This window comes from Streptomyces stoeckheimensis, assembly GCF_045822005.1.
Taxonomy (GTDB): Bacteria; Actinomycetota; Actinomycetes; order Streptomycetales; family Streptomycetaceae; genus Streptomyces; species Streptomyces stoeckheimensis.
Genome location: NZ_CP169550.1, coordinates 7,196,160 through 7,208,067, shown reverse-complemented (window position 1 = coordinate 7,208,067; position 11,908 = coordinate 7,196,160). Strand labels below are relative to the sequence as shown.

Sequence of the window (11,908 nt, the reverse complement as noted above, 5' to 3'; positions counted from 1 at the left end):
GCGCGGATGCGCCGCGTGAACCCGCGCGGACGTCCGCCGGACACCCCCTAGTCGGTGGGCCAGGCGTCGGCGAGCATCTGGCGGGTGTCCGCGAGGAGTTGGGGCAGCACCTTGGTGTGGCCCACGACCGGCATGAAGTTCGTGTCCCCGCCCCAGCGGGGCACGATGTGCTGGTGCAGGTGCGCGGCGATGCCGGCTCCGGCGGCCTGGCCCTGGTTCATGCCGATGTTGAACCCGTGCGCACCGGAGGCCTTGCGCAGCGCGACCATCGCCCGCTTCGTGAGGTCGGCGAGCTCGAGGGTCTCGGCGGCGTCCAGGTCCGTGTAATCGGCGACGTGCCGGTAGGGCACGACCATCAGGTGGCCGCCGTTGTACGGGTAGAGGTTCAGCACGGCGTAGACGTGCTTGCCCCGGGCCACGACCAGGCCGTCCTGGTCCGACATCTCCGGAATCCCGCAGAAGGGACAGCCGTCCCCGGCCTCCGGCCCGGTCGGCTTGTTCTCCCCCTGGATGTAGGCCATCCGGTGGGGCGTCCACAGACGCTGGAACGCGTCCTGCGTGCCCACACCGATCTGCTGCTCCGGCTCAATCGTCATGGGATGCAGCATATGACCTTGCCCCCGAGCGGCGTGTCGCCGGGGCGAACACCGGTGTGCGGGACGCGATGCTGAGCCCATGGACGATGCGACCGAGACCCGTGACCAGGCCTGGGAGCGCCGGACCGAGCTGCCCCTGTTCTACGCCTCCCTGCTCTTCCTCGCCGGGTACACGGTCTCCGTGGTGGCCTACCGGGCCCACCCCCTGTGGCGGGACATCGGCCTCGGCGTGGTCGTCCTGACCTGGGCCTGCTTCATCGTGGACTACCTGGCCCGGCTGATCCTGAGCCGCATGCGGCCGCTGCGCTTCGTCCGCGTGCACTGGCTGGACACCCTGATCGTGATGCTGCCGCTGCTGCGGCCGCTGCGCATGGTCAAGGTCCACGACGCGATCGAGGCCCGCCACAACCGCCCGCGCCGGAACCTGTACGCGCGCGTGATGTCGTACGCGGGCCTGTCGGCCGGGCTGCTCGGCTTCGCGGGCGCGCTCGGGGTGCACCACTTCGAGCGCCAGGCCCCGGGGGCCTCGATCCTCACGCTCGGGGACGCGGTGTGGTGGGTGTGCGAGACGCTGACGACGGTGGGCTACGGGGACATGGCCCCCGTGACCCCGGGGGGCCGGATCATCGCGGGGTTCTTGATGGCCGGCGGGCTGGCGCTGCTGGGCGCGGTGACGGGTTCGTTCTCGTCCTGGATGCTGCAGGCCTTCCGGCGGGAGGACGAGGAAACCCCCGGGAAGTGAGACTTCCCGGGGGCCGGTCCCCGTCGATCCCCGCCGGGGCGGGGGCACGATCACACCTGGACGCGGCGCTCCACGACGTCCACGAGCTTCGCCAGCGCCTGGTCGCGCGGGACGCCGTTCTCCTGCGAACCGTCGCGGTAGCGGAAGGAGACGGTGCCCGCGGCCATGTCCTCGTCACCGACGATGATCATGAAGGGGACCTTCAGCTTCTGCTGGTTGCGGATCTTCTTCTGCATGCGGTCGGACGAGGCGTCCACCTCGACGCGCAGGCCCTTCTTCTTCGCCTCGGCGGCGAACTCCTGCAGGTACTCGATGTGCGAGTCGCCGATGGGGATGCCGACCGCCTGGACCGGGGCGAGCCACGGCGGCATGACGCCCGCGTAGTGCTCCAGCAGGACGGCGAAGAACCGCTCGATGGAACCGAACAGCGCACGGTGGATCATGACCGGACGCTGCTTGGTGCCGTCGGGGCCGGTGTACTCCAGGTTGAAGCGCTCCGGCAGGTTGAAGTCGAGCTGGACGGTCGACATCTGCCAGGTGCGGCCGATCGCGTCACGGCACTGCACGGAGATCTTCGGGCCGTAGAAGGCGGCGCCGCCCGGGTCCGGGACCAGGGGCAGCCCCTGCTTCTCGGCGACCTGCTGGAGGGTGGCGGTGGCCTCCTCCCAGATCTCGTCCGAGCCGACGAACTTCTCCGGGTCCTTGGTCGACAGCTCCAGGTAGAAGTCGGTCAGACCGTAGTCGCGGAGCAGGTTCAGCACGAAGGTCAGCGTGCGGTCGAGCTCCTCCGCCATCTGCTCCTTGGTGCAGTAGATGTGCGCGTCGTCCTGGGTGAAACCGCGCGAGCGGGTCAGGCCGTGCACCACGCCGGACTTCTCGTACCGGTACACGGTGCCGAACTCGAAGAGGCGCAGCGGCAGTTCGCGGTAGGAGCGGCCGCGAGCGTCGAAGATCAGGTTGTGCATCGGGCAGTTCATGGGCTTGAGGTAGTAGTCGGTACCACCGTCGAGCTGCATGGGGGGGTACATGCCCTCCGCGTACCAGTCCAGGTGGCCGCTCTTCTCGAAGAGGGTGCCCTTGGTGGCGTGCGGGGTGTAGACGAACTCGTAGCCCTCTTCCTCGTGCCGCTTGCGCGAGTAGTCCTCCATGGTGCGGCGGATGACGCCGCCGCGCGGGTGGAAGACGGCCAGGCCGGAGCCGATCTCGTCCTGTACGGAGAACAGGTCGAGCTCGGTGCCGAGCTTGCGGTGGTCGCGCTTCTCGGCCTCCACGAGGAAGTCGAGGTGGGCCTTCAGCTCCTCCTTCGACGGCCACGCGGTGCCGTAGATGCGCTGGAGCATCGGGTTCTTCTCGCTGCCGCGCCAGTAGGCGGCGGCGTTGCGCATGAGCTTGAACGCGGGGATGTTGCGGGTGGTGGGCAGGTGGGGACCGCGGCAGAGGTCCTTCCAGCACAGGTCGCCGGTCTTGGCGTCGAAGTTGTCGTAGATGGTCAGCTCGCCGCCGCCCACCTCGACGTTCGCGCCGTCGTCGGTCGAGGCCGAACCCTTGATGCCGATGAGCTCCAGCTTGTAGGGCTCGTTCGCGAGCTCCTCGCGGGCCGCCTCGTCGGTGACGACGCGGCGGGCGAAGCGCTGGCCGCGCTTCTGGATCTCCTGCATCTTCTTCTCGATGGCCTTGAGGTCATCGGGGGTGAAGGGCTTCGCGACGTCGAAGTCGTAGTAGAAGCCGTCCCGGACCGGCGGGCCGATGCCCAGCTTGGCCTCGGGGAAGAGCTCCTGCACGGCCTGCGCCATGACGTGCGCGGTGGAGTGGCGCAGGATGTCGAGGCCGTCGGGAGAGGAGATCTCCACGGGCTCGACGGTCTCGCCGTCCTTCACCTCGTACGCGAGGTCCTTCAGCTCACCTGCGATGCGCGCGGCGACGATGGTGCGCTCGCCGGCGAAGAGCTCTGCCGCCGTAGTGCCCGTGGCCACCACGCGCTCGTCCCGCTCGGAATCGCGTTGGATGAACACACGGACGTCTGACACCGGTCTCTCCTGACTCAGGGGGTGCGCGAGCGAACACTGCGCGCCTGAATCGTACCGAGCGGATGGGCCGCGCCGCTAAACGGTTACCGCCGGGCAGGCGGGCCGCACCCGTCCCCGCCCGCGTTCGAGGCACGGGGGTCCGGGCCGGCACCCCGGAAAACGGCCCCGCACGGCACCGCACGGCACCGCCCTGGGGCGTCCCTTCCACGCTGGAGGGAACCGGCGCAGCAGGACGCGGCGTCCCCCGACGTAGAAGATCATCAGTGACCGCAGAGGAGATCGTGATGACCGGCACGGCTACCCGTTACCTCTATCTGGTGCGGCACGGCGAGGCGGCGTCGGAGGAGAGCGGGCTGACGGAAGCCGGCCGCCGGCAGGCCGTGCTGCTCGGCCGGCGCCTGCGCGGCATCCCTCTCGCAGCCGTCCACCACGGCCCGCTGCCGCGGGCGGAGCAGACCGCACGCCTGATCGGCGACCAGCTGGAGGACGTCCCCCTGCACGTCTCGGACGTGGCCGGCGACTACGTCCCCCACGTACCGGCGAGGGAGGAGCTTCCGGCGGACTCCGCGGACCTCTTCCTCCGCTTCCTCGCCAGTGCCTCCGAGGAGGAACGGGAGCAGGGCCCCGGGCTGGCCCGGCGGGCGCTCGACCTGTTCACCGGGCCGGTCGACGGCGAAGAGGACCGGCACGAGCTGGTCGTCACCCACAACTTCCTGGTCGCCTGGCTCGTCCGGGACGCCATGGACGCGCCGCACTGGCGCTGGCTCGGCCTCAACCACGCCAACGCCGCGCTCACGGTCATCCGGTACGCGCCCGGCCGGCCGGCCTCCGTCCTCGTCTCCAACGACATGCGGCACCTGCCCGCCGAGCTGCGCTGGACCGGCTTTCCCCCCGAGCTGCACGTCTAGTGCCGTGACCGGAAAGGTCCACCGGGTCGCGGCGCCCGGCTTTCCTAGTCGTCCGACGGCAGCACGTCCCCGGCGTCGAGGGATTCGTCCAGGGACTTCATCAGGCGGTCCCGTTCGACCTCGTCCAGTGGCACCGGCCGCACGTCCGCGGCGTCCGTCAGCCGACGGAACCCGCCCCGCCGCTGCAAGCTCCCGCTGACCCGGATCGGCAGTCCGACCAGGTGCGCGTGGCCCGCCACGCGGTACGACTCCTCGTCGAGCACGACCCGGACGTACGGGATCTCCGCCCCGGCCAGGACCCGCAGCCGGACCGTGCCCCCGCCGCCCGGGGCCGACCTCCGCATCCGGACCACCGCTCCCGCCACCCTGACCGGCACCGCGGGTTCGTCCCTCGTGTACCGCGCGGCCGCCTCCCGGAGCACCGGGAGGTCGCCGGGCGAGAACTCCACCGGCTCCGGCCGGGCCGCGCACCCCGCCGGGACCCCGGCCGCCGGGGCCCACGCCAGGGCCACCCGGGCGCCCTCCGAGCCGTGGACCAGCGAGATGAGCGCCTCGGCGAGCTCCCGGCTGACCCCGGCCTCGACCGCCGCGTCGAAGGCTTCCATGCCGCCGGTGGCCCGCTGGTAGTCCACGGCCTCGCGGGCGGCGTGCAGCGCGTGGTGGAGCCGGATCACCGTCCCCCGGCCCCCGTCGACGGGAACGTACGCGGTCAGCCGCCGGCCGCCCGGAGCCGGCCCGACCAGGACGCCGTCCAGCGCCCGCTCCGCCTGGCCGCGGTGCCGGGCTCCGTAGTACCCGGCCCGCGCCCGGTCGGCCAGCGCCCCGGCGAGGAGCAGCTGGCGGGCGGCCGAGCGGAGCTGTTCCTGGACGGTCCAGTCGGCCTCGCCCTGGAGTCCGTACGCCCCTCGCGGGATCTCGCGGTCCCAGCGGATCTCGTCGCTCGGCACGCTGAGCCCGTACAGCACCTCGCGCGCCGACGGCAGCGCGCTGCGCGAGAGCGCGGTGAGCGCCTCTTCGAGCAGGTCGACGCAGTCGGGGAAGGCCCGGCTCTCGGGGACGAGGAGGCTGGTGCCGCCGCTGCCCGTGGCGTACGGGGCGGGCGGCGTCCAGCGCCCGTACCGCCCGGCTGCGCCGCCGCGGCGCAGCCAGCCGTGCCGGTGGAGCAGGGCGCCGAGCACGAGCGGATCGACCTGCGCGGGATCGGGGGATCCCGCGGCGAACTCCGGTGAGGAGAGCGGCTCCAGGTGCGGTGACTGCCAGTTCATCAAGGTGTCCCTCCCGACCCGACCCGGGTCATGATCTCGCAGAGCGCCCGGTCGTCGAAGATCCGCGTGGTCGGGATCCGTACGGTGGTCCGGCGCCGGCCGGTCACGGGGTGCCCGGCGAGATTGGTCCAGTAGCAGCAGTGCCGCAGGTCGAGCCGGTCGTGTCCGGCGCTCAGCCATTGGTCGCGTTCCCGCGGGACGAGCATCACGACGAGGATCTTGTGCACGGCGACCGGGGAACGGGCCAGCTTCACCAGGTGCTCGTTGTCGAGGGTGAAGCCGAAGGTGGGCCCGGCCGGTCTGGACGGTATCTGGTAGGTCGCCTTGAGCTGGACCTTGATGGTCACCTCGTCGTCGATGACGTGCTCGGGGGCGCCGTGGCTGACGTGCCAGTCGATGCCGTTGTCGGGAAAGGGCTGGGACAGCGAGCAACCGGCCGCCGCGACGACGGCGTGCAGGTATCCCACCTGAAGGGTTTCCATGCAGGCGGTGGTGGCGAGTGTGCCGCGCAGCGGTCCGCTCCGCGGGTCGGTCCGCGGATCGATCTGCCCCGCGAGCACCCCGCCCGGTTCGGGCTGCGCGAGCGCCATGGCAGGCTCCCCATGCCTTCCGGGCTGTCCCCGTTTTCGAGCGGCCGCGTCGGGGCCGCATCAGGTCCGTTTCAGGGTGTCGGGGTTGACGACCGGTCATGTGTGCGGTCCCCCAGTTGAGTTGTCTCCGCAGTCGGAGTCCCGCAAACGGCGTACGGGGCAAAGAGCCCGGGTATCACCGTTTCGGGCAAGGGTGGCGGGGCCTGGGGCGCGGTGCCCGGGTGGGGCCATCTGCCGACGGGTGACGAGGAGTTCGCCATGACACGCTGGTACGAGGGCCCGCTGGCCGCATTCGACACGGAGACGACCGGGGTGGACGTGGAGCAGGACCGGATCGTGTCCGCCGCGCTCATCGTCCAGGAGTGCGCGGGCGGCCGGATCCGCTCGACGCGCTGGCTGGTCAATCCCGGCATCCCGGTACCCCCGGGGGCCACGGAAGTGCACGGTCTGACCGATGAGCACCTCCAGCGCAACGGGCGGTGGCCCGCGCCGGTGGTGGAGGAGATAGCCCGCGCGCTCGGGGAGCAGCAGATGGCGGGGAGGCCGGTGGTGGTGATGAACGCGCCGTTCGATCTGACGCTGCTGGACCGGGAGTTGCGCCGCCACCGGGCGTCCTCGCTGGCCCGGTACCTGGACAACCGGCCGCTGACGGTGCTGGATCCGCGGGTGCTGGACAAGCATCTGGACCGCTACCGCAAGGGGCGCCGGACGCTGACGGACCTGTGCGCGCACTACGGGATAGAGCTGGAGGGGGCCCACGACGCGGGCGCGGACGCGCTGGCGTCCCTGGAGCTCGTACGGGCCGTGGGGCGCAGGTTCGCGGGCCGGCTGGAGCGGCTGACACCGGCGGAGCTGCACACGCTCCAGCAGGTGTGGCACGCGGCGCAGGCACGGGGACTTCAGGCGTGGTTCGCACGGCAGGGCACGCCGGAGCCGGTGGATCCGCACTGGCCGCTGCGGCCGGAGCTGCCCGCGGCGGCGTGAGGGGCCGTACGCGGGGATCCGTACGGCGAAGATCCGTGCGGCGAGGGTCCCGTACATGCGGAAGGCCGGTCCGTCATGAGACGGACCGGCCTGTCCCGGTGGGCGATACTGGGATCGAACCAGTGACCCCTTCGGTGTGAACGAAGTGCTCTCCCGCTGAGCTAATCGCCCGGGAACGGTGTGAACAATACAGAAGGCTCGGGGCTGGTTCAAACCGCTTCCGGCCGGGCCGCCAGATGTGCGGCGAGCCCGCGCCGTCCGGCCCGCATCATCAGGGTGTGGTTGAGCCGGAACACCGGCCGCCCGGGGAACGCGAGAAGGCGCATCAGGGGGCGGCGCACCTCGACCTCCTGCTCGTACAGGGCTCGCGTGCCGCCGGGCCGCGACCGCACGGTCCAGCGGGCCCAGCCCTCCAGGTCACCGAGCAGGGCGACCTCCAGGATGCCGCGCACGGGGTCCCGCAGGAGTTCGGCCGCGCTCACGCGCAGGGTGTACGGGAGGGCGGAGCGGATGAGGGCGGTGCCGCTGCTCCCGTCGGAGGCGGGGGCGACGGCGCGGATCTGGGGCCACCACAGGGGGTAGGACTCGGGGCGTTCCAGGACGGCGTAGACGCGGGCGGGTGCGGCGTCGAGGTCCCACACGCTGCGGAACCGGTAACGGGTCCACCGGTCGGCGGGGTTGGCGGGGGCGGCGCGGCCGGCGGGGCTGCCGGTGCGGCTGCTTCGGTCCATGCCTCCAGTCTTGCGCGCGGCGGGTGCCCGCACCCGGTACTCAGCCGGAACTCACCCGGAGATGAGTACGCGCACCCATGTCCTGACGGGGTGACGGGCGCCACACTCCGAACCATGGACAACCCCCTGCCGCCGGCCGAGGAGCTCGTGCTCATCGACCGCGAACTGATCCAACTCGACGCCCGGCGCCACTTCCTGCTGAGTCGCCGTGCGTGGCTGCTGGGCGCCCAGGCCCCCCACGCGTGGGGTGCGCCCGCCCGGCCGCCGGTGCCCGCACAGGGAGCGGAGGCCTCGGCTCCCGGTGCGCAGAACGTGCTGCTGGTCCTGGGCGCGGTGCTGCTGGCCGTCGCGGCGCTGGCGTTCACACTGGTCAGTTGGGGCTCGCTGGGGATCGCCGGGCGCAGCGCGGTGCTCGCCGTGGTGACCGCGGCGGCGCTGGGCGCCCCGGTGGCGCTGCTGCGCCGGGGGCTGCGCTCGACCGCCGAGGCGGTGGGCGCCGTCGGTCTGCTGCTGACGGTGCTGGACGCGTACGCGCTGTTCGCCGTCGGCATGCCGGAGGTGGACGGCACGGCGTACGCGGCCGGCGCCGCGGCGGCCCTGGCGGCGGGGTGGGCGGGGTACGGGCGCTCCCTGCCGGCGCTGCGGATCCCGGTCCCCGCGGCGCTGCTGACGGCGCAGCTCCCGCTGCCGCTGGCGGCGCTGGCCGCCGGGGCGGCGGGGCTGGACATGGCCTGGGCCCTGCTGGGTACGGCGGCGCTGGACGCGGGGCTCGTGCTGCTGCGGCCCGGGCGCTGGTCCCGCTGGGCGGGGGCGGCGGGCTCGGTGGCGGGCGGGGCCGCGCTGCTGACGGGTCTGGTGGAGTCCGCGGCGGCGGAATCGACGGGCGCGGCGCTGGCGCCCTCGGCGCGGCTGGCGGCGGTGGCCGTGCTCGCGCTGGTGGTGGCGTGGCGCGCTTCCGGCATGCGGGCCGCCTTCGCCGCGGCCGGCGCCCTCGCCGCGGTGGCGGCGCTGGGCGGCCTGCTCCGGCCCGAGCTGAGCCCGCCCTGGGCGGCGGTCGCGTACCTCGTGGTGGCCCTCCCCCTGCTGGGAGCCCTACGGGTCTCCGCGCTCCCGGAGCCGGTCCGGCGCGGCCTCGCCCTGGCCGGTGCGGGGGTGGCCGTCCTGCAGGCGGTGGCCTCCGTGGCGTGGGTGGCGACGGTGCTGGTGGACCGGCTGCGGGTGCTGGAGGAGGTCTGGTCGGTGACGACGCCCGCTCCGGCGGCCGCGGACGGCCCGGGGCTCGCGGCGCCGGTGTCGCTGCTGCTGACGGCCGGGGCCGCGTGGTGGCTGGTCCGGGTGCTCCCGGGGCGGCCGGAGCCGGGGGTGGCGGCGGTGGTCCTGGGCTGGTCGGCGCTGTTCACGGCCCCCGTGATGCTCGGTGCGGCTCCGGGCGCGGTGTTCGCGGCGCAGCTCGCGGTGACGCTGGCGGCGGGACTGCTGGCGCTGCGGTCCACGGCGGCGGCGGTCGCCGACGCCCCCGCGAAGGCCGCCGCGGCGGTCGGCGACGGCCCGACGGGCTCCGGGACCCCGGCGGTCGGCGACGGCAGTCTCGCGGGCTCCGGGACCGTGCCCGTCGGCGAGGGCAGCCTCGTCGGCGCCGGGACCGCGCCGGCCGCCGGTCGCGGCCTCGCGGGGGTCGCTGCGGGCGTGTGCGCGCTGGTGGGGGCCCTGAGCGTGTCCGTGGCGGCCCTGGACGGCCGACTGGCGACCTTCGGGGTGCTCTGCCTGCTGGGGGCCGCCTGCGCGGCGGGAGCGGCGCACCGGCCCGCCCCGGACTGGGCCCGCGCGGGGGCCGCGGCGCTCGCCGTCGGGTACGCGGCGCTGCTCGCGGTGGCGCTGGGCGCGCTGCTGGAGCGGCCGGTGGCCTGGTGGGCGCCGCCGGTGCTGGTGGTCCCGGCGGCGGTGGCGGCGCTCGGGCCGCGGCTGGGCGTCGTACGGGTCCCGGCCGAGGTCGCGGCGGCCGCCGCGGGCCTCCTCGCGGTGGCCCTGGCCACCGGGGACGCCCCGGTGCTCGCGCTGGTCCTGGCCCTGGCCGGGGTGGTGTGCGCGGCGGCGGCGGTGCGGCCCGAGCGCCGGTCGGCGGCGGGCTGGCCGGCCGGGGTGCTGTTCCTCGCGGCGACCTGGGTACGGCTGGCGGCTTCGGAGGTGACGGTGCCCGAGGCGTACACCCTGCCGGTGACGGCGGCGGCGCTGGCCGTGGGGTTCCTGCGGCGGCGCCGTGATCCGCTGGCCGGGTCCTGGACGGCGTACGGGCCGGGTCTGGCGGCGACCCTGCTGCCGAGCACCCTCGCGGTGTGGGGCGATCCGCACTGGCTGCGGCCGCTGCTGCTGGGGACGGCCGCGCTCGGGGTGACCCTGGCCGGTGCCCGCGGCCGGCTCCGCGCGCCGCTGCTGCTGGGCGGGGCGACGCTGACGGCGGTGGCACTGCACGAGCTGACCCCGTACGTGATCCAGGTGGTGGACGCGCTGCCGCGCTGGCTGCCGCCGGCCCTGGCGGGGGTGCTGCTGCTGGCGGTGGGGGCCACCTACGAGAAGCGGCTGCGCGACGCCCGCCGACTGCGGGAGGCCATCGGCCGACTGAGGTAGCCCGGCGGGACCGGAGCGAGGGCCGGACGGGTGAAAACGCCAGAGGCCCGGAGACTGTGAAAGTCTCCGGGCCTCTGGTCCGGGTGGGCGATACTGGGTTCGAACCAGTGACCCCTTCGGTGTGAACGAAGTGCTCTCCCACTGAGCTAATCGCCCGGACGCACCGCAAACATTACCGCATGTCAGCGGTGCTCTCCGCCATGGGCGGGCGGGCTCACTGGTCCTTGAGGTTCCAGGGCAGCACGAGCCCGTACTTCCACAGGTAGAAGCCGATCAGGACGCCCGCGATCACGAGCCCGACGCTGGTCAGGATGATGTTGCGGCGGCGGACCTTCGGGTCCAGGGCCTTCTGGGCGGCTTCGCTGACCTTGCGCTTGGTCCAGCGCAGGGCGAGGTGGGCCCAGGCGAATTCGGTGGCCCAGATCGCGAGGCCCGCGAAGATCGCCACCCAGCCCGGTCCGGGCAGGACCAGCATGGCGATGCCGGCGCCGATGACGGCGAGGCCGACGATGAAGACGCCGACCTGCCAGCTCAGGTGCAGACCCCGGCGGGCCTTGATGAAGGCCGGCGCCTTGGAAACGTGCGGCGCCTCCTCGGCGGCGGATCCCGCTGCGGATTCGGCTGCGGACTCGTTGGTCTCGCGGTCACTCCCCGTGTTCATGGGGTCGAATCTACCGGAGGTCCCAGCACACGTGAATCGTCGTTTGGATCCGCCGTCCGAGGGACCCAGAGGTCCGCAAAACGGTCAGAGGGGTTTACAACGGCACCGTAGGTGGCATGTCGATTTCGCCGACGTGCGAATCCCCGAGCGCACACTGAGCGAAAGGCCCTGGCGCTTATGAACACCACGGTCAGCTGCGAGCTGCACCTGCGCCTCGTTGTGTCGAGCGAGTCCTCACTGCCTGTTCCCGCGGGCCTGCGGTATGACACGGCCGACCCCTACGCCGTGCACGCCACCTTCCACACCGGCGCCGAGGAGACGGTCGAATGGGTATTCGCCCGCGACCTCCTCGCCGAGGGCCTTCACCGGCCCACCGGTACCGGCGACGTCCGTGTCTGGCCGTCCCGCAGTCACGGTCAGGGGGTCGTCTGCATCGCCCTGAGCTCACCGGAGGGAGAAGCACTGCTCGAAGCACCCGCCCGAGCACTGGAGTCGTTCCTCAAGCGGACGGACGCCGCGGTCCCACCCGGGACCGAACACCGGCACTTCGACCTCGACAAGGAGCTCTCCCACATCCTGGCCGAATCCTGAGCCAGGCCTACAGAGGGAACTCTCCCCCGGCTGAGCCCGGGGGCCGTACGACACCGTCCGACTCGGGGCGACGGTGCACGGCGGACAACCACATACGGAAGTACCGGCGCTGTTCATGCGGAAGCCACCCGCGTGGACGGCGCCGGTGCGCTTTGGGGTGACCCGCTAGAGTCGGCCACCAGCGGCGG

The 11,908-nt window shown here is 73.1% G+C and carries 11 protein-coding genes and 2 tRNA genes; 5 read left to right on the top strand and 8 right to left on the bottom strand.

What is annotated here, in order from left to right; genetic code table 11:
- Window positions 1-47: 47 nt before the first annotated feature.
- Window positions 48-608 (bottom strand): HIT family protein, encoded by a 561-nt coding sequence (locus ACE1OC_RS32700; protein WP_274547960.1) that lies wholly within the window; start codon window positions 606-608, stop codon window positions 48-50.
- Window positions 609-675: 67 nt separating this feature from the next.
- On the opposite strand from ACE1OC_RS32700, the gene ACE1OC_RS32695 reads away from it, so the two are divergent.
- A complete protein-coding gene (locus tag ACE1OC_RS32695) occupies window positions 676-1,338 on the top strand; it encodes a potassium channel family protein (RefSeq protein ID WP_407840013.1) in 663 nt (220 codons plus the stop codon).
- Between the two features lie 50 nt (window positions 1,339-1,388).
- Here the strand turns inward: ACE1OC_RS32695 and thrS are convergent, their stop codons facing one another.
- On the bottom strand, window positions 1,389-3,365 hold the full coding sequence (thrS, locus tag ACE1OC_RS32690; protein ID WP_250744703.1) for a threonine--tRNA ligase: 1,977 nt from the start codon (window positions 3,363-3,365) through the stop codon (window positions 1,389-1,391).
- A 284-nt stretch (window positions 3,366-3,649) separates the two neighbouring features.
- Between thrS and ACE1OC_RS32685 the strand changes: the two genes are divergently transcribed.
- Window positions 3,650-4,273 carry a histidine phosphatase family protein gene (locus tag ACE1OC_RS32685; protein WP_407840012.1) on the top strand — a complete coding sequence of 208 codons (624 nt, stop codon included), beginning with the start codon at window positions 3,650-3,652 and terminating at the stop codon, window positions 4,271-4,273.
- 44 nt (window positions 4,274-4,317) lie between these two features.
- Here ACE1OC_RS32685 and ACE1OC_RS32680 read toward each other — a convergent pair whose 3' ends face one another.
- On the bottom strand, window positions 4,318-5,538 hold the full coding sequence (locus tag ACE1OC_RS32680) for a hypothetical protein (protein WP_407840011.1): 1,221 nt from the start codon (window positions 5,536-5,538) through the stop codon (window positions 4,318-4,320).
- On the bottom strand, window positions 5,538-6,128 hold the full coding sequence (locus ACE1OC_RS32675; protein ID WP_407840010.1) for a DUF4365 domain-containing protein: 591 nt from the start codon (window positions 6,126-6,128) through the stop codon (window positions 5,538-5,540). Before ACE1OC_RS32675 ends, ACE1OC_RS32680 begins: the two co-directional genes overlap by 1 nt.
- 258 nt (window positions 6,129-6,386) lie before the next feature.
- Here ACE1OC_RS32675 and ACE1OC_RS32670 point away from each other — a divergent pair, with 258 nt between their 5' ends.
- Entirely contained in the window at window positions 6,387-7,112 is a 726-nt protein-coding gene (locus ACE1OC_RS32670; RefSeq protein ID WP_407840009.1) for a 3'-5' exonuclease, read from the top strand.
- 99 nt (window positions 7,113-7,211) lie between these two features.
- Here ACE1OC_RS32670 and ACE1OC_RS32665 read toward each other — a convergent pair.
- A tRNA-Val gene (locus ACE1OC_RS32665) sits at window positions 7,212-7,283 on the bottom strand.
- 38 nt (window positions 7,284-7,321) lie between these two features.
- Entirely contained in the window at window positions 7,322-7,843 is a 522-nt protein-coding gene (locus tag ACE1OC_RS32660) for an SRPBCC family protein (RefSeq protein WP_407840008.1), read from the bottom strand.
- Between the two features lie 114 nt (window positions 7,844-7,957).
- On the opposite strand from ACE1OC_RS32660, the gene ACE1OC_RS32655 reads away from it, so the two are divergent.
- A complete protein-coding gene (locus ACE1OC_RS32655) occupies window positions 7,958-10,468 on the top strand; it encodes an SCO7613 C-terminal domain-containing membrane protein (protein WP_407840007.1) in 2,511 nt (836 codons plus the stop codon).
- An 84-nt stretch (window positions 10,469-10,552) separates the two neighbouring features.
- Here ACE1OC_RS32655 and ACE1OC_RS32650 read toward each other — a convergent pair.
- Both ACE1OC_RS32650 and ACE1OC_RS32645 read right to left on the bottom strand, forming a co-directional pair.
- Window positions 10,553-10,624: transfer RNA gene (locus ACE1OC_RS32650), tRNA-Val, on the bottom strand.
- Between the two features lie 58 nt (window positions 10,625-10,682).
- Entirely contained in the window at window positions 10,683-11,129 is a 447-nt protein-coding gene (locus ACE1OC_RS32645) for a TIGR02611 family protein (protein WP_407840006.1), read from the bottom strand.
- A 177-nt stretch (window positions 11,130-11,306) separates the two neighbouring features.
- Here ACE1OC_RS32645 and ACE1OC_RS32640 point away from each other — a divergent pair, with 177 nt between their 5' ends.
- Window positions 11,307-11,720 carry an SsgA family sporulation/cell division regulator gene (locus tag ACE1OC_RS32640; protein ID WP_030011909.1) on the top strand — a complete coding sequence of 138 codons (414 nt, stop codon included), beginning with the start codon at window positions 11,307-11,309 and terminating at the stop codon, window positions 11,718-11,720.
- Window positions 11,721-11,908 lie beyond the last annotated feature (188 nt).